This is a genomic window from Streptomyces apocyni (assembly GCF_009739465.1).
Lineage (GTDB): Bacteria > Actinomycetota > Actinomycetes > Streptomycetales > Streptomycetaceae > Streptomyces > Streptomyces apocyni.
Genome location: NZ_WHOM01000039.1, coordinates 37,976 through 58,866, shown reverse-complemented (window position 1 = coordinate 58,866; position 20,891 = coordinate 37,976). Strand labels below are relative to the sequence as shown.

19 protein-coding genes and 1 tRNA gene are annotated in these 20,891 nt (G+C 69.9%); 13 read left to right on the top strand and 7 right to left on the bottom strand.

What is annotated here, in order from left to right; translation table 11 throughout:
* Positions 1 to 71: 71 nt before the first annotated feature.
* A complete protein-coding gene (locus tag GCN81_RS06325) occupies positions 72 to 929 on the bottom strand; it encodes a DUF4429 domain-containing protein (protein WP_197287504.1) in 858 nt (285 codons plus the stop codon).
* Between the two features lie 85 nt (positions 930 to 1,014).
* Complete coding sequence (locus GCN81_RS06320) at positions 1,015 to 2,226, bottom strand: alpha/beta hydrolase (protein ID WP_156722533.1); 1,212 nt, start codon at positions 2,224 to 2,226, stop codon at positions 1,015 to 1,017.
* A gap of 280 nt (positions 2,227 to 2,506) precedes the next feature.
* Between GCN81_RS06320 and GCN81_RS06315 the strand changes: the two genes are divergently transcribed.
* A complete protein-coding gene (locus GCN81_RS06315; RefSeq protein ID WP_156722531.1) occupies positions 2,507 to 2,938 on the top strand; it encodes a peptidase inhibitor family I36 protein in 432 nt (143 codons plus the stop codon).
* A gap of 31 nt (positions 2,939 to 2,969) precedes the next feature.
* On the opposite strand, the gene GCN81_RS06310 is transcribed toward GCN81_RS06315, so the two are convergent.
* Together GCN81_RS06310 and aceE are read right to left on the bottom strand one after the other, a co-directional pair.
* Positions 2,970 to 3,785, bottom strand: a complete 816-nt coding sequence (locus GCN81_RS06310; RefSeq protein WP_156722529.1) for a potassium channel family protein — start codon at positions 3,783 to 3,785, stop codon at positions 2,970 to 2,972.
* A 104-nt stretch (positions 3,786 to 3,889) separates the two neighbouring features.
* On the bottom strand, positions 3,890 to 6,634 hold the full coding sequence (gene aceE, locus GCN81_RS06305; RefSeq protein ID WP_156722528.1) for a pyruvate dehydrogenase (acetyl-transferring), homodimeric type: 2,745 nt from the start codon (positions 6,632 to 6,634) through the stop codon (positions 3,890 to 3,892).
* A 428-nt stretch (positions 6,635 to 7,062) separates the two neighbouring features.
* Here aceE and GCN81_RS06300 point away from each other — a divergent pair, with 428 nt between their 5' ends.
* The 6 genes from GCN81_RS06300 (at position 7,063) to GCN81_RS06275 (ending at position 11,652) form a co-directional block, all read left to right on the top strand.
* Positions 7,063 to 7,500, top strand: coding sequence for a DUF3052 domain-containing protein (locus tag GCN81_RS06300; protein WP_156722526.1), 438 nt, complete (start codon positions 7,063 to 7,065; stop codon positions 7,498 to 7,500).
* Positions 7,501 to 7,676: 176 nt separating this feature from the next.
* Positions 7,677 to 8,135, top strand: coding sequence for a peroxiredoxin (locus tag GCN81_RS06295; RefSeq protein ID WP_156722524.1), 459 nt, complete (start codon positions 7,677 to 7,679; stop codon positions 8,133 to 8,135).
* A gap of 179 nt (positions 8,136 to 8,314) precedes the next feature.
* Positions 8,315 to 8,890 carry a TerD family protein gene (locus GCN81_RS06290; protein ID WP_156722522.1) on the top strand — a complete coding sequence of 192 codons (576 nt, stop codon included), beginning with the start codon at positions 8,315 to 8,317 and terminating at the stop codon, positions 8,888 to 8,890.
* Positions 8,891 to 8,991: 101 nt separating this feature from the next.
* Positions 8,992 to 9,567 carry a TerD family protein gene (locus GCN81_RS06285; RefSeq protein WP_156722520.1) on the top strand — a complete coding sequence of 192 codons (576 nt, stop codon included), beginning with the start codon at positions 8,992 to 8,994 and terminating at the stop codon, positions 9,565 to 9,567.
* 89 nt (positions 9,568 to 9,656) lie between these two features.
* Positions 9,657 to 10,814 (top strand): DUF475 domain-containing protein, encoded by a 1,158-nt coding sequence (locus tag GCN81_RS06280; RefSeq protein ID WP_156722518.1) that lies wholly within the window; start codon positions 9,657 to 9,659, stop codon positions 10,812 to 10,814.
* Between the two features lie 91 nt (positions 10,815 to 10,905).
* Positions 10,906 to 11,652: a TerD family protein gene (locus GCN81_RS06275; protein WP_156722517.1), complete on the top strand. Its 747-nt coding sequence runs from the start codon at positions 10,906 to 10,908 to the stop codon at positions 11,650 to 11,652.
* Positions 11,653 to 11,701: 49 nt separating this feature from the next.
* On the opposite strand, the gene GCN81_RS06270 is transcribed toward GCN81_RS06275, so the two are convergent.
* A complete protein-coding gene (locus tag GCN81_RS06270; protein ID WP_156722515.1) occupies positions 11,702 to 12,616 on the bottom strand; it encodes a TerD family protein in 915 nt (304 codons plus the stop codon).
* Positions 12,617 to 12,851: 235 nt separating this feature from the next.
* Between GCN81_RS06270 and GCN81_RS06265 the strand changes: the two genes are divergently transcribed.
* The 5 genes from GCN81_RS06265 to GCN81_RS06245 are packed head-to-tail and all read left to right on the top strand — an operon-like array spanning position 12,852 to position 18,493.
* Positions 12,852 to 14,030, top strand: coding sequence for an HpcH/HpaI aldolase/citrate lyase family protein (locus GCN81_RS06265; protein ID WP_156722513.1), 1,179 nt, complete (start codon positions 12,852 to 12,854; stop codon positions 14,028 to 14,030).
* On the top strand, positions 14,027 to 16,642 hold the full coding sequence (locus GCN81_RS06260; protein ID WP_156722512.1) for a phosphoribosyltransferase: 2,616 nt from the start codon (positions 14,027 to 14,029) through the stop codon (positions 16,640 to 16,642). The genes GCN81_RS06265 and GCN81_RS06260 overlap by 4 nt, the downstream gene beginning before the upstream one ends.
* On the top strand, positions 16,639 to 17,499 hold the full coding sequence (locus tag GCN81_RS06255; RefSeq protein ID WP_156722510.1) for an HAD family hydrolase: 861 nt from the start codon (positions 16,639 to 16,641) through the stop codon (positions 17,497 to 17,499). The genes GCN81_RS06260 and GCN81_RS06255 overlap by 4 nt, the downstream gene beginning before the upstream one ends.
* Positions 17,500 to 17,558: 59 nt before the next feature.
* On the top strand, positions 17,559 to 18,218 hold the full coding sequence (locus GCN81_RS06250; protein ID WP_156722508.1) for an O-methyltransferase: 660 nt from the start codon (positions 17,559 to 17,561) through the stop codon (positions 18,216 to 18,218).
* A gap of 44 nt (positions 18,219 to 18,262) precedes the next feature.
* Positions 18,263 to 18,493 (top strand): FmdB family zinc ribbon protein, encoded by a 231-nt coding sequence (locus tag GCN81_RS06245; RefSeq protein ID WP_156722506.1) that lies wholly within the window; start codon positions 18,263 to 18,265, stop codon positions 18,491 to 18,493.
* A 43-nt stretch (positions 18,494 to 18,536) separates the two neighbouring features.
* On the opposite strand, the gene GCN81_RS06240 is transcribed toward GCN81_RS06245, so the two are convergent.
* Both GCN81_RS06240 and GCN81_RS06235 read right to left on the bottom strand, forming a co-directional pair.
* Entirely contained in the window at positions 18,537 to 19,115 is a 579-nt protein-coding gene (locus tag GCN81_RS06240) for a DUF4383 domain-containing protein (RefSeq protein WP_156722504.1), read from the bottom strand.
* 145 nt (positions 19,116 to 19,260) lie between these two features.
* Positions 19,261 to 20,664: a coiled-coil domain-containing protein gene (locus GCN81_RS06235; RefSeq protein ID WP_407697944.1), complete on the bottom strand. Its 1,404-nt coding sequence runs from the start codon at positions 20,662 to 20,664 to the stop codon at positions 19,261 to 19,263.
* Between the two features lie 104 nt (positions 20,665 to 20,768).
* Between GCN81_RS06235 and GCN81_RS06230 the strand changes: the two genes are divergently transcribed.
* Positions 20,769 to 20,840, top strand: a tRNA-Val gene (locus GCN81_RS06230).
* Positions 20,841 to 20,891: the final 51 nt, after the last annotated feature.

The following is a 20,891-nucleotide window of genomic DNA, read 5'->3' as shown; positions in this document are numbered from 1 at the left end:
GGGGATCAGACGGGCGTCATACCGAGGTAGCGGGCCGTTGCTCATACCGAGGTATGAGCAACGGCGGGCTCTCAGAGCTCGGCCAGCAGTTCCGCCTTCTTCGTCGTGAACTCGCCGTCCGTGAGCAGCCCCGCCTGGTGCAGGTCGCCGAGGTGCCGGATGCGGTCCGCGATGTCCGCCGGGTCCCGGCGCGGCGCCGTACGGGCCTCCACCGCCACCGGGGGCCCAGCGTCACGTACCGCCGCGAGGATGGACGCGGCGAACGGCAGCGAGTCGTGCACCGGGCCGTACCCCAGTCCGAACAGCACGGCGGCCGGGTCCTGGTCGGCCTGGGCGGGCTGCGGCTGGGCCGGGGCGCGGCGCAGCAGCCGCAGATGGCCGTCGAAGGCGTCCGGGGAGCGCCACTCGACGCCGGTCAGCTCGCTGACCGGGATGGCCTGGTCGCCCGCCTTCCACTTCGCCGACGACGCGCCCGTCCAGAACCAGCGGAAGAACACCGTCTTCCCGTCGAAGGACGCCTTGCCGTCGTACGCCTTGAACTGCGCCGGACCCTCGGGCGGCGCGACCAGGTACTGGTCGGCGGGCCCGGCCGTCGGCGTCAGCAGCGCGCGCAGTTCGTCCGCGTAGTACTCGGCGAGCGTCTCCCGCTCGGCGGGCAGCACCAGGCGGTACGGGTCGCAAGGCTCCTTGAGCTGCCCCGCCGCCGCCTCCATCAGCGGGTCGGCGCCCGGTCTTGGCACGGCGTGCAGCACCACCGTGCCGCGTTTGCCGGGCGTCAGTGTCACCGCCGCCAGCGCCTCGTGCGGGATACGGCGTTCACCGAGTGTCTGGAACAGCTTCGGTGTGCGAATCCCCCGTTCGAAGCGGATGAGCACGGAGTCCGAGTCGAACTCCCAGGCGGCTTGAAATCCAGCCAGAACGTCACCCATGCGGGTCATCGTATGCGCCGAGCGCGGGTTCGTCCCCCCGCGCGACGATCCTGTCATTTCCCGTACCGACGTGCTTCTACGCGCGTCAGGACGCCGCGAAACCGGAAGAAGTCTTCCGGCAGGCCGTTCCTCCACCGTCACACCGGACCGCGTCGTACGCGCCAACGCCGATCCGCGCGAGATTGCGCACGCTGGCACTGTCCGGCAGGAAGTAACCGGTGTGGCCGCCCGAATCCCCGGCCGCGAGCACCCGCGCTCCGAAGTCCGGGGAGACCGGATCGGCGCCGTGGCCGAGCCCGCCCAGCTTGAGGTGGGGGATGTCACCGATCCAGTCGTCGGCGCCCCGCACGGCCCACACGCGGGCGGAGGTGCCGAGTCCGGCGGCGCTCTCGGTGCCCATGCCCGGGCTGCCCGCGACCGCGATATCGGTGACGCGGGCCGACAGCCCACGGGCGGCGACGCCGCACACCACCGAGCCGTAGCTGTGGCAGTACAGCGTGACCGACGAGGAGCCGGGCAGCGCCCACACCAGGCTGTCCAGCCGCCGCGCGCCGTCCTCGGCACGCTTGGACGTGGCCGCCTCCATACCGATCCCGGCGGGCGCGGTGTAGTCGGCCCAGGCGATCACCGCGGTACGGGTGTCGCGGCTCTCCGTACGCTCCGCGTCGTACAGCGAACGGGCCATACCCACCGGTGCCGTGTACTCGCCCTCGGTCTTCTGGAAGGTCAGCAGGTCGGTGCCGACGCCCGGGACCACGACCGAGACCCGCTGGGCCCGCTCGAGGTCGCCGAACACCTCGGCGACGCGGCCGGAGCCGGTGGGGTCGAAGGCGAGGATCTGCCGGTCCTCGTGGAGCAGCGCGGTGAATCTGTGCATCCGGCGGCGGACCGTGCGGCGCCCTTCGTCGGACAGCCGCTGGTCGTCCACATGCTCGCGCTCGGCCTCGCGCGCCTCGGCGAGGGCGAGGCGGTTGGCGCGGTAGCGCAGCCGTGGCGGCACGCCGTTCAGGTTGCCGACCACCAGCGGATAGCGCGCGGCGAGGCGGTGCCGCTGCCCTGCGGTGAGCGAGTCGAAGAACTCCGCGATACGGGTCGTGGGCGCGTCGGCGGCGGGGAGCTGGTGGCCGTTGATGCCGCCGCGCTCCCAGGCGTCGAGCGCGACCTGGAGCGGACTCCTGCCCGCGCGGTTGTGGTGCACGGTCGTCCAGCCGGTGATGGCCAGCATGACGAAGACAACGGCGAGCGCCAGCAGGGCGCGCGTCACCGTTGCCTGAGGTGAGGAGTCGAAGGAAGTCACTGCGGGACAGCGTAGGAGACCCTCTCGGCCCTTCGTGCGAGGGGTGGGGCAGATCACGTTTTCCTCCGTGTCATGCGGTTAACTGCCCCACGCAGGGTGCGGGTTGGTGACGTTCCGTGTCTTTGTTCGAGGGTGTTCACGGAGGGTGTTGAGTCACCTATCAGGGTGGTACGTCCGAATCCCCCCTTCCGTGGGGGCTGCCTCGCAGGCCAGAGTGCCGACAGGGAGATCAGACCGACCAATCTGATCAGATACCGACCAGACGGGGGTAAACACCACCATGTACAGCCATAGCACCACCACTCGGACCGTCACCCGCAGCACGCTCCGGACCGCGGCCTTAGGCACCGCCCTGGCCGCGGCCGTCCTGACCGCCGCGCCCGCCGCGGGGGCGGCGACGCCTACGCCGACACCGACGTCGACGGCGGCGCTCGGCGCGTGCGGGCCCGGCGAACTGTGCCTCTGGGAGCGGCCGGACTTCGGCGGCGACCGGCAGGTACACGAGCTGGCCGGTACGGACATCGAGAGCTGCGTCGCGCTGCCGGAGGGGAGCAGCGCGCAGGCCCTCGCGAACCGTACCGGCCGGCCGGTCACCACGTACCAGTCGGCCGTGTGCGCCGAGACGGGCGAGTTCGAGACGTACCCGGGCTCTGGCACCTGGGTCCCGAAGGCCCCGTACCGGGTACGCGCCTTCAAGATCTGGGAGTACTAGGAACGAGGAGAGCTGATCTAGGGGAGCTGATCTAGGAGAGCTGATCGCCGGACGGGCTCGCGGGGAGCCCGTCCGTAGCCTCGGTTGGCCCCAACGGCCTGGGAACCGTCGCGCTACCGCCGCCCGACAGCTCCGCGACCTGCTCGCGGAGCGAGCGGACCTCGTGGGTCAGCTCCTCGATCGCCGCCGTCTGCCGCCGCTCCTGCGCGTCGTCCTTCTCGAAGCGCGAGATGAACCAGGCCGCGATGTTCGCGGTGACCACACCGAGCAGCGCGATCCCGGACAGCATCAGCCCGACGGCCAGCGCCCGCCCGAGCCCGGTCGTCGGCGCCATGTCCCCGTATCCGACGGTGGTCATCGTGGTGAAGGCCCACCACACCGCGTCCTCAAGCGACTGGATCGTGGCGTCCGGACGATCCCGCTCCACTTCCAGTACGGCCAGCGCGCCGAAGACCAGCAGCCCCGCACACGAGCCCGCGACATACGTGGTGACCCTGACCTGGGTAGCCATCCGGGCCCGCTGCCCGACGAGCAGCAGTAGCGAGACCAGCCGCAGCAGCCGGAGCGGCTGCACCATCGGAAGCACCACCGCGAGCAGCGCCAGGGGATTCTCGCGGACGAAACGCATCCGGCGCTCCGCCAGCCACAGGCGGACCGCGTAGTCGAGGGCGAACAGCCCCCACACCGCCCAGTTCGTGGCCCGGCACGCGCTCAGCACCACCCCGGGGGCGTCAGGCCGCACGATCGGCAGGGCATACGCGACGGCGAAGAGCAGCGCGAACACCAGGAGCGGGCCCTGAGTACGCCGCTCCCAGCGGTCCAGCGCGGTGGCGGGCGGCTCGGTCATGGGGGAATGGTAGGCAACGCCGAGGGCGGCGGTACCCGAGGTAGGTACCGCCGCCCTCGCCCGCCAGCCGTCCAAGGCCTGTCCGGCTGTCCGGCTGTCCGGCCCTAGGCGTCGCCGCCCGGCGGTCCCGCGTCGGCCGCCGAGACATCCAGCAGCTGGTAGCGGTCGATGGCCTGCTTGAGCGCCGAGCGGTCGATCCTGCCGTCCTTGGCGAGCTCGGTGAGCACCCCCAGGACGATCGACTGCGCGTCGATGTGGAAGAACCGCCGCGCCGCGCCGCGGGTGTCCGCGAAGCCGAAGCCGTCCGCGCCCAGCGACGTGTACCGGCCCGGCACCCAGCGCGAGATCTGGTCCGGTACCGAGCGCATCCAGTCCGAGACCGCCACGAAGGGCCCCTCGGCACCAGTCAGCTTCCGTGTGACGTACGGCACCCGCTGCTCCTCCTCGGGGTGCAGCAGGTTGTGCTTCTCCACCTCGACTGCGTCCCGCCGCAGCTCGTTCCAGGAGGTCGCCGACCAGACGTCCGCCTTGACGTTCCACTCGTCGGCCAGGATGCGCTGCGCCTCGATCGCCCACGGCACCGCGACACCGGACGCCATGATCTGCGCCGAGATGGTGCCCGCGGTGGCGGCCTGGACGCGGTGGATGCCCTTGAGGATGCCCTCGATGTCCGCGTCGGCGGGCTCGGTCGGGTGCAGGATCGGCTCGTTGTAGACGGTGAGGTAGTAGAAGACGTCCGCGTCCTCGCCGGGGGCGGCCTGGCCGTACATCCGGCGCAGACCGTCCTTGACGATATGCGCGATCTCGTAGCTGTAGGCCGGGTCGTAGGCGACGCAGGCCGGGTTGGTCGAGGCGAGCAGCTGGGAGTGGCCGTCCGCGTGCTGGAGACCCTCACCGGTCAGCGTCGTACGTCCCGCGGTCGCGCCCAGCACGAAACCGCGCGCGAGCTGGTCGGCCATCTGCCAGAACTGGTCACCGGTGCGCTGGAAGCCGAACATCGAGTAGAAGACGTACACCGGGATCAGCGGCTCACCATGGGTGGCGTACGCCGAACCCGCGGCGATCAGCGACGCCGTGCAGCCCGCCTCGGTGATGCCGTCGTGCAGCATCTGGCCGGTCGGCGACTCCTTGTACGCCAGGAGCAGTTCGCGGTCGACCGACTCGTACTGCTGGCCGAGCGGGTTGTAGATCTTGGCGCTCGGGAAGAAGGCGTCCATACCGAACGTGCGGTACTCGTCCGGCGCGATCGGCACGATCCGCCTGCCGATCTCCTTGTCCCGCATCAGGTCCTTGAGGATGCGGACGAACGCCATGGTGGTGGCGATCGACTGCTGCCCGGAGCCCTTCCTCGCGGCCGCGTACGCCTTGTCGTCCGGCAGGGCCAGCGGCCTGGCCCGCACCACCCTGATCGGGACGTAACCGCCGAGGCCCTTGCGGCGGTCGTGCATGTACTGGATCTCTTCCGAGTCCCGGCCCGGGTGGTAGTACGGCGGGGCGCCGTTCTCCAACTCCTGGTCGGGGATCGGCAGATGCAGCCGGTCGCGGAAGTGCTTGAGGTCGTCGACCGTCAGCTTCTTCATCTGGTGGGTGGCGTTACGGCCCTCGAAGTTCGGGCCGAGCGTCCAGCCCTTGACGGTCTGCGCCAGGATCACCGTCGGCTGGCCCTTGTGCTCCTTGGCCGCCTTGTACGCCGCGTAGATCTTCTTGTGGTCGTGGCCACCACGGCCCAGGTGCAGCAGCTGGTCGTCGGTCATGCCCTCGGCCATCGCGCGCAGCCGGTGGTCGTCGCCGAAGAAGTGCTCGCGGATGTACGCGCCGGTCTCGGTGGCGTACGTCTGGAACTGGCCGTCCGGCGTGTTGTTCATCCTGTTGACCAGGATGCCGTCGCGGTCCTGGGCCAGCAGCGGGTCCCAGGAACGGTCCCAGATCAGCTTGATGACGTTCCAGCCAGCGCCGCGGAACTGCGACTCCAGCTCCTGGATGATCTTGCCGTTGCCGCGTACCGGGCCGTCCAGGCGCTGGAGGTTGCAGTTGACGACGAAGGTGAGGTTGTCCAGGCCCTCGCGGGCGGCGATGGACAGCTGGCCGAGCGACTCGGGCTCGTCCATCTCACCGTCGCCCAGATACGCCCAGACATGGGACTTGGAGGTGTCGGCGATGCCGCGCGCCTCCATGTAGCGGTTCATCCGGGCCTGGTAGATCGCGCCGAGCGGGCCCAGGCCCATCGAGACGGTCGGGAACTCCCAGAAGTCCGGCATCAGACGCGGATGCGGATAGCTGGACAGGCCGTGGGGCGCCTTCGACTTCTCCTGGCGGAACCCGTCGAGCTGCTGGTCGTTCAGCCGGTCCAGGAGGTACGCGCGGGCGTAGATGCCCGGCGACGCGTGCCCCTGGAAGAAGATCTGGTCGCCGCCGTCACCCTCGTCCTTGCCGCGGAAGAAGTGGTTGAAGCCCACGTCATACAGCGAGGCGGACGAGGCGAAGGTGGCGATGTGGCCGCCCACGCCGATGCCGGGGCGCTGGGCGCGGGAGACCATCACGGCCGCGTTCCAGCGGGTCGCGTTCAGGATCTTGCGCTCGATCTCCTCGTTGCCGGGGAAGAACGGCTCGTCCTTGGTGGCGATCGTGTTGACGTAGTCCGAGCTGCGCATCTCGGGTACGGCCACGCGCTTCTCGCGGGCCCGTTCGATCAACCGGAGCATCAGGTAGCGGGCGCGCTCGCGGCCGCGCTCGTCGACGGCCGCGTCAAGCGACTCGAGCCACTCCTGAGTCTCTTCGGGATCAAAGTCCGGGACCTGGCTGGGAAGGCCGCCAATGATGATCGGGTTGCGATCTGATCCGGAAGCCACGCTGTTCCTTCACTGTCGGTCGTGCTGGTTGCCTGAGGTGGGCGTCGCATGGGGTTGGCGCCGGTCCCCATCGTCTACCCAGGCGACGCAAACGTCATCTGTACTGGGAAGTAACCTCCGACGCGGCGCGGCTTCGTCGGCGTTACCGAGGGGCGCCTGGGGGTCGCCGGGAGGTCGCCGGGGGGCGACGGTGCCGCAGGGCTGGCCCAGGAATGTCGGATGAATCACCGATCATGCTTAAATCGGGCATCGAATCGGACACAGGGCCGGGGATTGAGTTGCGGCGACACGGCCGGGAACGTCACCGTTTCGGCGGTCTCGGCGGCCGGGTACTTGCGCGATCCGCCCCGCCCGTGTGGACTACGGCCAGTACCTCGCGTATGCGCGAGGCCGAAAAGCACTTCCAAAACATGATCAGGAGGCAACCCGTGAGCGCGACCGCGGACCACGCGGAGGAGCGGACCAACCCTGCCGCGAGGCTGGGTTTCCAGCCCGAGCAGGTGGTCCAGGAGATCGGCTTCGACGACGACGTCGATCACGAACTCCGCGAGTCCATTGAAGAGCTCATCGGCGGTGAGCTCGTCGACGAGGAGTACGACGACGTCGCCGATGTTGTGGTGCTGTGGTTCCGAGAGGACGACGGCGACCTGACGGACGCGCTGGTGGACGCAACCCAGCTGGTCGACGACGGTGGCCTGGTCTGGCTGATGACCCCGAAGACCGGCCGTGACGGCTATGTCGAGCCCAGCGACATCAACGAAGCCGCACAGACCGCGGGTTTCTCACAGACCAAGAGCCTGAGCGTGGCCAAGGACTGGGCGGGCAGCCGTCTCGTCACGCCGAAGGCGGCGAAGTCCAAGCGCTGAGCCGCCGCCCGCGCCCCGCGGGCCCACCCGCTCCGGAGCCCCCGCCGACCTCGGTCGGCGGGGGCTCCGCCCTGTCCCCCCGGACACGCCGCGCGATGCGTAGGGTGGGGCGGACTCACCCCTGTGGTCCAACGGACACGGCCACAGGGTCCGCTCCGCTGAAGGGACGCGTATTCATGGCGATCGCAGCTGGCACCAAGGCCCCGGACTTCGAGCTGAAGGACCAGCACGGCCAGACCGTGCGGCTCTCGGACTTCCGTGGCGAGAAGAACGTGGTGCTGCTCTTCTATCCGTTCGCTTTCACCGGCGTGTGCACGGGTGAGCTGTGCGCGCTGCGCGACGAACTGCCGAAGTTCGTCAACGACGACGTGCAGCTGCTGGCGGTGTCCAACGACTCGCCGTTCAGCCTGCGGGTCTTCGCCGAGCAGGAGGGTCTTGAGTACCCGCTGCTGTCCGACTTCTGGCCGCACGGCGAGGTCTCGCGCGCGTACGGCGTCTTCGACGAGGACAAGGGCTGCGCCGTGCGCGGCACGTTCATCATCGACAAGGAGGGCGCGATCCAGTGGACCGTCGTCAACGGCCTCCCGGACGCCCGTGACCTGAGCGACTACGTCAAGGCGCTCAGCTCGCTCTGATCCAGCTCTGGTCCAACCCTGGTCCAGCCCCTGACACGGCCCTGATCCAGCCCTGATAAGGCCCTGATCCGGCCCGGATTCTGTCTCGGGCGGGAACCGGTCACTAGGATCGGATCGTTGATCCGAATGCACACGCACTACCGGGGGCCCGGCCCTCGACATCACACAAGGGAGGACCCGTGGGAGTCAGCCTCAGCAAGGGTGGCAACGTCTCACTGAGCAAGGAGGCCCCCGGCCTGACCGCCGTCATCGTCGGTCTCGGCTGGGACGCCCGCACCACCACCGGTGGTGATTTCGACCTCGACGCCAGCGCGCTGCTGACGAACACCGCGGGGAAGGTCGCCAACGACCAGAACTTCGTGTTCTTCAACAACCTGAAGAGCCCCGACGGCTCCGTCGAGCACACCGGTGACAACCTCACGGGTGAGGGCGAGGGCGACGACGAGGTCATCAAGGTGAACCTCGCCGGTGTCCCGGCCGACGTGGATAAGATCGTCTTCCCGGTCTCGATCTACGAGGCCGAGTCCCGCCAGCAGTCGTTCGGCCAGGTGCGCAACGCGTACATCCGCGTGGTCAACCAGGCGGGCGGCGCCGAGCTGGCCCGCTACGACCTCTCCGAGGACGCCTCCACCGAGACCGCCATGGTCTTCGGTGAGCTGTACCGCAACGGCGCGGAGTGGAAGTTCCGCGCCATCGGCCAGGGCTACGCCTCCGGCCTGCGCGGCATCGCGCAGGACTTCGGCGTCAACGTCTGAGCTGAGCGTCCTTTTACTGCCTGTCGTCCGGCGCCGCACACCGAGTGCGGCGCCGGACGCGGTCGACACCGCAACGCCATCCACCGGGGAGGAAACCGCACATGGGCGTCACGCTCGCCAAGGGAGGCAATGTCTCCCTCTCCAAGGCCGCACCCGACCTCAAGCAGGTCATGATCGGGCTCGGCTGGGACGCACGCTCCACCACCGGAGCCGACTTCGACCTGGACGCCAGCGCATTGCTGTGCAACGCCGGGCGGGTACTCGGCGACGACTGGTTCGTCTTCTACAACCAGCTCAAGAGCCCGGACGGCTCCGTGGAGCACACCGGTGACAACATCACCGGTGAGGGCGACGGTGACGACGAGTCGATCCTGATCGACCTCTCCAAAGTCCCGGCCAACGTCGACAAGATCGTCTTCCCGGTCTCCATCCACGACGCCGACACCCGTGGCCAGACCTTCGGCCAGGTGGCCAACGCGTTCATCCGCGTGGTGAACCAGGCCGACGGCCTGGAGCTGGCGCGCTACGACCTCTCCGAGGACGCCTCCACCGAGACCGCGATGATCTTCGGCGAGGTCTACCGCTACGGCGGCGAGTGGAAGTTCCGGGCCGTAGGGCAGGGGTACGCGTCGGGTCTGCGCGGCATCGCTCTAGACTTCGGAGTCAACGTCTCGTAACACCAGGCCAGACTCGGCCCGGTGGCCGGGTTTCGCGGCCGAGCGCGGTGCGGGGAAGACCCCGCACGTAACCATCGATGGGGTAGCCAGTGATCTTGAAAACCTTCGGCTGGTCGTTCGCGGTGACCGCGATCGGCTTGGTCGCAGCGGTGTTCATCGGGGGGTGGGAAGCCTTTGGCATCGTGGCGATCCTCTGCATCCTCGAGATCTCGCTGTCCTTCGACAACGCGGTGGTCAACGCCGGAATCCTGAAGAAGATGAATGCCTTCTGGCAGAAGATCTTCCTCACCATCGGCATCCTGATCGCCGTGTTCGGTATGCGACTCGTCTTCCCCGTGGTGATCGTCGCGATCAGCGCCCAGCTCGGACCGATCGAAGCGGTCGACCTGGCGATCAATGACGCGGATGCCTACCAGCAGTACGTCACCGACGCGCACCCGGCCATCGCCGCGTTCGGTGGCATGTTCCTGCTGATGATCTTCCTGGACTTCATCTTCGAAGACCGGGACATCAAGTGGCTCGGCTGGCTGGAGCGCCCGCTGGCCAAGCTGGGCAGCGTCGACATGCTGGCCCCCTGCGTCGCGCTGATCGTGCTGCTGGTCACGTCCATGACCTTCGCGGTCAACGCCCACCAGCACGGCGGAGCGCACGTCGACAAGTCCGGCACGGTGCTGCTCTCCGGAATCGCTGGACTCATCACGTACATGATCGTGGGCGGGCTCTCCGGCTTCTTCGAGAACAAACTCGAGGAAGCCGAGGAACACGAGCACGAGGTGGAGGAAGAGGCCAGGCGCAAGGGCAAGCAGGTCTCGGTGATCGCGCTCTCCGGCAAGGCCGCGTTCTTCATGTTCCTCTACCTGGAGGTCCTGGACGCGTCCTTCTCGTTCGACGGAGTCATCGGCGCCTTCGCCATCACCAACGACATCGTGCTGATGGCGATCGGCCTCGGCGTCGGCGCCATGTACGTCAGGTCGCTCACGGTCTACCTGGTCCGCCAGGGCACCCTGGACGACTACGTCTACCTGGAGCACGGCGCGCACTACGCCATCGGCGCGCTCGCCGTCATCCTGATGATCACGATTCAGCACGAGATCCACGAGCTCATCACCGGCCTGATCGGCGTCACCCTGATCTTCTGGTCGTTCTGGTCGTCGGTGCGCCGCAATCGCGCACTGGCCGCGGCCGGGGAGGACGAGGGCGAGGGGCCGAGTCCGGACCGAAAGGCCGAAGTGTCCTCCGGGGTGTGATCCCGGGATAAATGCGGAACGCTCTGTGCGGGGCGGCCTAAGGCGCGAGCCTTGGGCCGCCCCTTCACCGTTGTCGGTATTGGGGGCAGGCATGGCCTTCTGGGAAGGGCTGTTACGCGGCCGAAGCGCGCAGTTCGAGTCCGGCAGCGCCGCGACCAACTGCATTGAACTCACCAAACGCAGTCCGTCGGTGTCCCTGAACAAACAGGGCGCCGCCAACGGCAATCTGCGCGTCAACCTCTCCTGGCGGATGCGTACGTCCGACATCGAGGGCAGGTCCCGGCAGGGCGGCAAGCTGCTGCAGAACCCGCTCAAGATGTTCCAGCCCGAGGTCGTACAGGCGCACACCCAGGGCGTCGTCAACGTCGACCTGGACATCGGCTGCCTCTACGAGCTGACCGACGGCGCCAAAGGCGTCGTACAGCCGCTGGGCAACTTCCTCGGCGACCTCAACGACGCGCCGTATGTGAAGCTCAGCGGAGACGACCGGTTCGGCTCGCCATCGGGTGAGACGATCTACGTCAACCTGGACCAGCGCGAGTCCATCAAGCGGCTGTTGTTCTTTGTCTACATCTACGACCAGACTCCGGCGTTCGACCGTACGCACGCCAAGATGACGCTCTACCCGAGCAACGGCCCACGGATCGAGATAGACCTCGACGAGCGCGCGCCGCAGGCCCGCTCCTGCGCGGTGTTCTCGCTGGAGAACGTCAAGGGCGAGCTGACCGTGCACCGCCAGGTGAGGTTCGTCTATGGCTTCCAGGCGGAGCTCGACCGGCTGTACGGCTGGGGGCTTCAGTGGGGGAGGGGGTACAAGGCCAGGTCGGGGGAGCGGTAGCGGCCGCTGCTTCCGCCCAGGGGGAGACGCCCCAGGGGGGAGACGCCCGCTAGCGGCCGATGAACTGCGGTCCCTGTGGGGGGAGCCGAAAGCCCGGGTCGGGTGCCGCTGGCGGAGGGCCGGTGACGGGCTGCGGGTAGCCGTACGCGGGCTGCGGCGGGGCGGCGACGGGGGCTGGCACGGGCTGGGGGTAGCCGTAGGCGGGCTGCGCTGGCTGTGCGGGGGCGGGCTGGGGTGGCGGTGGCTGCGGGGCATGCGGCTGGGTGGCCGCGGACTGCTCCGGTACGCGCCGCGGTGCGTCCGGCTGGGCGGCGCCCGCGTCAGCCTCGCCGCCGCCGCCGGTGCCGGTGCCGCTGTCGGCCGCGTCGGCGCCGTGGTCCGCGCCCTCGGAGTCGGCGTCCTCGGCGCCCTCGGAGTCGTCGACCGAGATACCGAAGTCCGTGGCCAGCCCGACCAGGCCGTTCGCGTACCCCTCGCCCAGCGCCCGGAACTTCCAGGTATCCCCGCGCCGGTACAGCTCACCGCAGATCAACGCCGTCTCGGCGCCCGTCTCCGGCTTCACGTCGAAGTACGCGTACGGCTCGCCGTCCACGGCCGTCGCCGCGTCGTACAGCGAGATCCGCAGCTCCCGTACATGCCGGAAGGCGACGTCCTCCGCCGAGGCGACGATCAGGGCCCGGCTCACCTCCGCGTCGAGCCCCGCCAGGTCCACCTGGACGGTGTCGGTGAGCCCGTCGGCCAGCCGCTTCTTGCCGAGCCGCCAGACCTTGCCCGAGGGATGCCGAGGCTGGTTGTAGAAGACGAAGTCCTTGTCGGAGCGCACCCGGCCGTCGGCGGACAGCAGCAGCGCCGACGCGTCGACATCGACATCCGGAGCCTCGGGCCCCGGGGTCCAGCGCAGCACGGCACGGACCGCCGTGGCCTTCAGCGGGACGTTCGACCCCTTCAGCATGGCGTGCGTCATGGCGTCATCCTGCCTTCCCGGCACCGGCAGGGACAACGCGGGGGCCACTCGGACCCACTCGGACCCACGACCACGGTGTGCACAGCTCCCCGACCCGTCGCGGTTACCGGAACTTCACGTACCGAGGGGAACCGATGGCCTACGCCCCTACGTACTATTACCGGCTGCATCTAGTCCGGAATCAGTCCGGAACCAGGCGGTTCGATCCGGCCGCCTGGCCAACACGGGGAGTCACATGCGTCATTTCGGGCATCTCGCGCCTGAGGTTCGGAATCGCTTGTTCCATGTGGAGCCGTGCGAGTTCACCGCCGACGACCCGGCGAACCTGCTCGCCATGGCCCTGGGCGCCACCCTGTACAGTCCGGCGACCCGGCCCCGGATGGTCCGTGACATCCTGCGCCAAGCCCGCGCGGGGGTGGTCTCGATGGTGCTCTGCCTCGAGGACTCTATCGACGACTCCGAGGTGGTGGAAGCCGAGGAGAACCTGGTCAGGCAGCTCACCGCGCTGGCCGACGGCGGCCCGTCCGAGCTCCCCCTGCTGTTCATCCGGGTGCGCGAGCCCGCACAGATATCCGACCTCGTCCGCAGGCTTGGCCCCGCCGTCAGACTGCTGTCCGGCTTCGTCCTGCCGAAGTTCACCGAGGAGCGGGGCGTGCTGTTCCTGGAGGCGCTCACCGCGGCGGAGGCCGCCAGTGGGCAGCGGCTGTTCGCCATGCCCGTACTGGAATCACCCGAACTGCTCCACCTGGAGACCCGCGGCGAGGTCCTGGCCGGAATCGCCCGCACCGTCGACAAGTACCGCGAGCGGGTACTGGCCCTGCGCCTCGGCGTCACCGACTTCTGCTCCGCGTACGGACTGCGCCGACCGCCGCACATGACCGCGTACGACGTCAACATCGTGGCCTCGGCGATCGGGGACGTGGTCAACGTGCTGGGGCGGGCCGACGGCACCGGCTTCACGGTGACCGGACCCGTCTGGGAGTACTTCCGTACCCAGGAGCGGATCTTCAAGCCCCAACTGCGCGCCAGTCCCTTCTCCGGCCGGGCGGAGGAGCTGCGGGCCGCGCTCATCGAGCACGACATCGACGGACTGCTCCGCGAGATCGAGCTCGACCGCGCCAACGGCCTCCAGGGCAAGACCTGTATCCACCCCTCACATGTGCTGCCGGTGCACGCGCTGTCGGTGGTCAGCCATGAGGAGTTCAGCGACGCCCAGGACATCCTGCGCCCGGGGCAGGACGGCGGCGGGGTGCTGCGCTCCACGTACACCAACAAGATGAACGAGGTGAAGCCGCACCGCGCCTGGGCCGAACGGACCATGCGGCGTGCGGAGGTGTTCGGCGTCGCGCACGCCGACGTCAGCTTCGTGGAGCTCCTCACTGCTGGTCGCGCCCCGGCCGGGCAGAGCGAATGAACGCCGACGTGAACGTGATCGTGAACGCCAACGCAAACGCGAACGACAAGGAATCCAACATCGTGGTGTGGTCCGGGACGTGGGTCGCCCAGCGACTGGGCGTCGAGCTGGTCGGCGACGCGCGACTGCCCGAGCTGCTGGGACTCGCGCTGCGCCGCAACCCCAAGCGCGCGCATCTGCTCGTCTCTAACGTGCTCGGCAAGCATGTGCCGCAGCGGCCCTCGGTGGTACGGGCGGCCGGGCACGACCTCGGCGTACGGGTCCGCGCACTGCTGGGCGACGATCAGGCCCGCCACGCCGTCGTCCTCGGCTACGCGGAGACCGCCACCGGACTCGGCCACTGCGTCGCGGACGGGCTCGGCCTCGCCCCGTATCTGCACTCCACCCGGCGCGAGGTCGACGGCGTGGCGCGAGCGGGCGGCTTCGAGGAGTCGCACTCACACGCCACCTCGCATCTGCTGCTGCCCGAGGACCCGGCACTGCTGGCGGGCGACGGGCCGCTGGTACTCGTGGACGACGAGTTCTCCACCGGCAACACCGTGCTCAACACCGTCCGCGCCCTGCACGAGCGCTACCCGCGCGAGCGGTACGTCATCGTGGCGCTCGTCGACATGCGCTCCCCCGCGGACCAGGACCGGCTCACGGACTTCGCCGCCGAGATTGGCGCGCGCGTCGAGCTGGTGGCCGCGGCCGCGGGGACGGTCCGGCTGCCGGAGGGCGTACTGGAGAGGGGCCAGGCCCTGGTCGCCGAACACGAGACGCCTGACACCCCGGCTCCGACCACGGCTTCGGCCCCGGTCCCGGCTTCGGCCCCGGATCTGGCTTCGGTCCCCGCCCCCGCACCGCGTTCGGGTTCCGCTGGTGGCACTGTCAGTCGCGTCGACCTGGGCTGGCCCGTGTCCGTGCCCGACGGCGGGCGGCACGGCTTCACGCCCGCGCACCGGGTGCGCCTGGAGCGCGCGGTACCCGCGACGGCGGCCCGGGTCGTCGACGCCGTGCCCGCCGACGCTCGCCGCGTCCTCGTACTCGGCTTCGAGGAGCTGATGTACGCGCCCCTCCGCCTGGCCGCCGCGCTGGAGGACCATCTGGGCGACCACGCCGAGGTGCGGTACTCGACCACCACCCGCTCGCCCGTCCTCGCCGTGGACGACCCCGGCTACGCGATCCGCAGCCGCATCACCTTCCCCGCGCACGACAACCCGGCCGACGGACCCGGCACCCGGTACGCGTACAACGTCGCGGGCGGCGGCTTCGACGCGATCGTCGCCGTCGTCGACTCCACCGCCGACACCCCCGAACTGCACGCCCCCGACGGGCTGCTGGCCCGGCTCGCCGAACACACCGAGCACGTCCTGCTGGCCGTGATCCCCTCGTACGTCCCCTCTTCAAGCGCCCCCTCAAGCACCTCCCCAAGCACCCCCTCGCACGTCCCCGAACGGCAGGAACCCGCCATGCTGCCCGAGCCCCTTCGCGGCCCCACCTTCTCCTCGTACGCGCCCGACGAGGTCGGCTGGCTGCTCCAGGACCTCTCCGCGGCCGAACTGGAGGCGCCGACCGAGGAGCGCGAGGAGGCCATCCAGAGCGGCGGCGCGCACTACGCGGAGTCGCTGCCCGTCGAGTACCAGCCGACCGCCCAGTACCAGGAGCTGTTCCGCGCGGCGCTGGACACCTCCGCCGCCCGCATCGCGCAGGCCGTCGGCGTCGTCACCGAGACGGTCATCGCCGAGCGCACGCCTCGCCCCGTACTGGTCTCACTGGCCCGCGCGGGCACCCCCGTCGGCGTTCTGATGCGCCGCTGGGCGGCCCACCGGCACGGGCTCGACCTGCCGCACTACGCCGTGTCCATCGTCCGCGGCCGCGGCATCGACGCCAACGCCCTGCGCTGGCTCGCCGCCCACCACGACCCGGCCGACGTCGTCTTCGTGGACGGCTGGACCGGCAAGGGTGCCATCACCCGTGAACTCGCCCAGGCGGTCACGGAGTTCGAGAAGGCCGGGGGAGCGGCGGGCTTCCGCCCGGAGATCGCGGTACTCGCCGACCCCGGTTCCTGCGTACGCGTCTACGGCACCCGCGAGGACTTCCTGATCCCCTCCGCCTGCCTCAACTCCACCGTGTCCGGGCTGATATCCCGCACCGTGCTCCGCGCCGACCTGGTCGGACCCGATGACTTCCACGGCGCCAAGTTCTACCGCGAACTCGCGGGAGCGGATGTCTCGGGGCACTTCCTGGACACCGTCGAGGCCTGCTTCGACGAGGTCACGGAAGCAGTGGACGCCCAGCTCAAGGAGGTACGGGCGGGGGACAGGGAACCCACCTGGGAAGGCTGGGCCGCCGTCGAGCGGATCAGCGAGGAGTACGGCATCCACGACGTCAACCTCGTCAAGCCGGGCGTCGGCGAGACCACCCGCGTCCTGCTGCGCCGCGTCCCCTGGAAGATCCTCGCCCAGCGTGACGCCGGGCCCGACCTCGACCACGTACGCCTGCTCGCGGAGCAACGCGGCGTACCCGTCGAGGAGGTGGACGGACTCCCGTACACCTGCGTCGGGCTGATCCACCCCCAGTACACGCGCGGCGCGACCGGCGCCGACGGCAAGGCGGTGGCAGCGAAGTGAGCAGCGACCCCAGGCGCGTCCTCGTCGCCAGCGACCTCGACCGCACCCTGATCTACTCCGCGGCGGCCCTCCAGCTCCCGATGCCCGACGCCGAGGCCCCCCGGCTGCTCTGCGTCGAGGTGTACGAGAGCAAGCCGCTCTCCTACCTCACCGAGACCGCGGCCGGACTCCTCACGGAGCTGGCCCGCCGCACCGACTTCGTGCCCACCACCACCCGCACCCGCGAGCAGTACGGCCGCATCCACCTCCCGGTCCCCGGACCCGTTCCCGTCACTGTCACCGGACCCGGCCCCACCCCCCGCTACGCGATCTGCGCCAACGGCGGCCACCTCCTCGTCGACGGCATCTCCGATCCCGACTGGCAGCGCCAGGTCGCCGCCCGGCTCGCCGCCGAAGCCGCCCCACTGGCGGAGGTCCGCGCCCATCTGCTGCGTACCGCCGACGAGGCCTGGCTGCTCAAGGAGCGGGTCGCCGAGGACCTCTTCGCCTATCTCGTCGTCGACCGCGCGGCGCTCCCCGACGGCTGGGTCAAGGAACTCGCCGAGTGGGCCGAGCCCCGAGGCTGGACGGTCTCCCTCCAGGGCCGCAAGATCTACGCCGTACCGCGCCCGCTCACCAAGAGCGCGGCCATGCGCGAAGTGGCCCGCCGCACCGACGCGGAACTCACCCTCGCCGCAGGGGACTCGCTGCTCGACGCCGACCTGCTCGCCGCCGCCGACCGCGCCTGGCGCCCCGGCCACGGCGAACTGGCCGACACCGGCTGGACCGCACCGAACCTCACCGCCCTCGACACGCGGGGCGCCGCCGCGGGTGAGGAGATCCTGCGCCTGCTGCTGTCCGCGGCCGGGCCGGAGTAACGTGCGTACGACGGTAATCACGTGCGTACGACGGCCCCGACGCGAGGAGACGGCTCCGTATGTCCAAGGGAAACAGCACACCCCTGACCGACGAGCTCTACGCCTACATGCTGGGCCACAATCCGCCGCTCGACCCGGTACAGCGGATGCTCGTGGACGTCACGCACACCAGGTTCCCGACGCGTGCGCGCATGCAGGTCGCCGAGGAGCAGGGCCCGCTGCTCGCCTTCCTGGTGAAGCTGACCGGGGCCCGGCGCGTGGTCGAGGTCGGCACGTTCACCGGTCTCTCCTCGCTGTCGATGGCCCAGGCCCTCCCACCCGATGGCACGCTGCTGACCTGCGACGTCTCCGAGGAGTGGACGGCTCACGCCCGCGAGGCCTGGGACAAGGCCGGGGTCGCGGACCGGATCGAACTGCGGATCGCGCCCGCGCTGGAGACCTTGGGCGCGCTGCCCCAGGAGCCGCACATCGACCTGGCGTTCATCGACGCGGACAAGGAAAACTACATCGGCTACTGGGACGAACTGGTGCCCAGAATGCGGCCCGGCGGCCTGCTGGTCGTGGACAACGTCTTCCTGCACGGCGGGGTCACCGACCCGGACGCCACCGGCCCCGCGGCGGCGATCAAGGAGTTCAACGAGCGGGTGAAGAGGGACGACCGGGTCGACAGCGTGATGCTCCCGGTGGTCGACGGCCTGACCCTGGCCCGCAAGCGCTAGCCCAGCAAGACCAGCCCAGCCCCGCAGGCGCTAGCCTGTAGGGCATGCCCCGTTACGAATACCGCTGCCGGACCTGCGGCGACACCTTCGAGGTCAGCCGCCCGATGGCCGAGTCCGCCGCGCCCGCGTCCTGCCCCACGGGGCACGACGACACCGTAAAGCTGCTGTCGACCGTGGCCGTGGGCGGCTCCGCGTCGGCGGCGCCGTCCGCCGCTAAGGCGTCGCCCGCGGCGGGTGGCGGTGGCGGGTGCTGCGGCGGAGGCTGTTGCGGCTGACAGGACCTTAAGGGTCTTGTGGGCCTTACGGGTCTTGTGGTCCTTACGGGGCCTCGTGACCCTGCCGGTTCTCGCGGCGCTGTCTGAGCGACCTGCGAGTGCCCCGCCGCGACTCCCGGGCCGCCTGCTCGGGGTGGCGGGCCTTCCAGTACGGATTGTCGTGCGGCAGCGTGGCGCTGACCCGCCCGTACATGCCGAAGAACATCAGCATCACGCCGACCACAAAGCTGAACAGCACGTTCTGGATGCGGAAGTTGAGCGGGTTGAACTCCCGGTCCAGCAGCGCGAGATTGACGAAGCCGCTGAGGATGAAGAGGATGCCGAGCGTCATGTTCAGCGTCGAGGCGAAGTTGCCGCCGATCACCATCCCGACGAAGAGCAGCAGCCCGACGCCGATCGACAGCACGCTCAGCGCGCCGTTGCTGTTCAGCCCGGCGATCGTGTTGTCGCCGGTGTCGAAGAAGCCGACCTTGTCGATCAGCCCCAGGATGCCGAACGCCAGCAGCACCAGCCCGGTCAGTCCCGCGCCCACCCGGTAGACCTGGCTGAGCCGGTGGTCGACGGGCAGGTGCTCGTTGAGCCTGACACGCCGCCGGGGGCCGTGGAGTATGTGCGTGGCCATAGTGTCGCCCTCCCTGGGCTCGCGGAGGCCAAGCGCACGTGCCGCGCACGCGCACGTACGTACACCCAGCATCCGCCCACAAGGGAAACCCGACAAATCCACAGGACCGAGCCCCGGGCCCCGCGCCCCGAGCGCCAGCGCAGCCCTACGCCCCAGCGCCCCCGCGCTCGTCCCGGATCTGCGCGACCACCCGGGCCACCGTCTGCCGCACCGCGTCCGTCTCGGTCAGAAAGTGCCAGTAGTCGGGATGCCTGCCCTGCAGGCCCTCCATCGCACGCTCAAGCCGCGCCACCGAGTCGTCCAGCGGGCGGGCATGCCGTGGATCGGGGGTCTGCCGCCCCGCCATGGCCAGCCGCTGCGCGTCGCGGATCGCGAACCGGGTCCGCTGGATCTCCTGCTCCGGGTCCTTCTGTACGGCATTGAGCCGCCGCAGCCGGTCGCCCGCCGCCGAGACCGCCTCATCCGTGCTGTTCAGCAGCGCCCGCACCGTACTCAGCCGCGACGTGGCGTCGGCCCAGCGCTGCTCGCTCCGGGCCCGCTGGGCCTCGGACAGCTTCAGCTCGGCCTGCCGTACCGCGTCGGCGGCCTGCTCGGGCACGGGCTGCAGGTCCTGCCAGCAGGCGGCCGTGAACCGTCGCCGTAGCTCGCTCAGCACGGGCTCCACCTGCGTGGACCGGGTGTGCAGGGCCTGCGCGCGGGTACGCAGCGACACCAGCCGCCGGTCGATCTCGGCCGCCTGCTCCGGCAGCCGCGCGGCATCGGCCCGTACGGCCTCAGCCTCCCGCAGCACTTGGTCGGCCCGGTGCAGGGTCTCCTGCACGCCATGCTGCCCCGCACCTTGGTTGAGCCGGGTCAGCTCAGGCCCGAGGGCCGCCAGCCGCGCCGCGAGGTCATCCGCCCGCAGCCCCGCACCGCGCGCCGCGTCGAGAGCGGTGCTCGCGCCCAGCAGAGCCTGCCGGGCCCGCTCGATGGCGGGCGCTACCCGGGCCAGCTGGGTCTCCGCCTTGTCGAGCAACGGCCCGAGCCCCTGCCCGAACCGCTCCAGCTCCCGCTTGACCCGGACCAGCTCGTCCTTGACCCGCGCCAGCTCGGTCCGGGCCCGCGCCGCGACCGAAGCCTCAAGATCATCCCGATCGAGATCATGAGCATCGACGGCACTGATGTACTCATGGCTGACCTCGTCGATGCGCTGCCCGAGCGCCGCGAAGTCGGACGCCACCCGGCGTGCGGGCGGCGAGTTGTCGACAGCGGCGATCGTCTCTATCGAGATCCGCAGCTCACGCTGAGCCGTATCCAGCTCGTAGAACGCCGCGGCCGCGTCGTCCTTGGCGGCCTGCGCATCGGCCCGCTGACTCTCGCCCCGCCCCCCGAACCACCGCCGCGTACCCCCACCCGCGAACGCCCCAGGCACCACCACAGCCAGCAACGGCAACGGGAGCACCACCAACGCCACGACATCCCGAAGGGCACCCGCGGACCCACGGTGGCCTACAACTCGCCGCGCACGCGGCTGTGATGGTGTCGTCGCCGTCAAGTCCCTCTCCCGCACTGGTCCCGTCCGTCGTCCACGCTGCCCGCCCCGACTGCCATCCTCCCACCCTATGCCGTTTGCGGGGCACCGCCGGAGGCAAGGTAAGGTGTCCGACATCCCCCGGGCGCGTAGCTCAGTGGTAGAGCGCCGCCCTTACAAGGCGGATGTCGGCGGTTCGAAACCGTCCGCGCCCACCGGAAGGTAAGTGGCAGGTGAGAGCCTGCATTCGAGCCCCCCAGTCATGA

Coding starts and splice junctions, on each gene's coding strand:
- GCN81_RS06325 (WP_197287504.1), bottom strand. CDS start 929: ATGGGTGACGTTCTGGCTGGATTTCAAGCCGCCTGGGAGTTCGACTCG.
- GCN81_RS06315 (WP_156722531.1), top strand. CDS start 2,507: ATGTACAGCCATAGCACCACCACTCGGACCGTCACCCGCAGCACGCTC.
- GCN81_RS06310 (WP_156722529.1), bottom strand. CDS start 3,785: ATGACCGAGCCGCCCGCCACCGCGCTGGACCGCTGGGAGCGGCGTACT.
- GCN81_RS06295 (WP_156722524.1), top strand. CDS start 7,677: ATGGCGATCGCAGCTGGCACCAAGGCCCCGGACTTCGAGCTGAAGGAC.
- GCN81_RS06285 (WP_156722520.1), top strand. CDS start 8,992: ATGGGCGTCACGCTCGCCAAGGGAGGCAATGTCTCCCTCTCCAAGGCC.
- GCN81_RS06275 (WP_156722517.1), top strand. CDS start 10,906: ATGGCCTTCTGGGAAGGGCTGTTACGCGGCCGAAGCGCGCAGTTCGAG.
- GCN81_RS06270 (WP_156722515.1), bottom strand. CDS start 12,616: ATGACGCACGCCATGCTGAAGGGGTCGAACGTCCCGCTGAAGGCCACG.
- GCN81_RS06265 (WP_156722513.1), top strand. CDS start 12,852: ATGCGTCATTTCGGGCATCTCGCGCCTGAGGTTCGGAATCGCTTGTTC.
- GCN81_RS06260 (WP_156722512.1), top strand. CDS start 14,027: ATGAACGCCGACGTGAACGTGATCGTGAACGCCAACGCAAACGCGAAC.
- GCN81_RS06250 (WP_156722508.1), top strand. CDS start 17,559: ATGTCCAAGGGAAACAGCACACCCCTGACCGACGAGCTCTACGCCTAC.
- GCN81_RS06245 (WP_156722506.1), top strand. CDS start 18,263: ATGCCCCGTTACGAATACCGCTGCCGGACCTGCGGCGACACCTTCGAG.
- GCN81_RS06240 (WP_156722504.1), bottom strand. CDS start 19,115: ATGGCCACGCACATACTCCACGGCCCCCGGCGGCGTGTCAGGCTCAAC.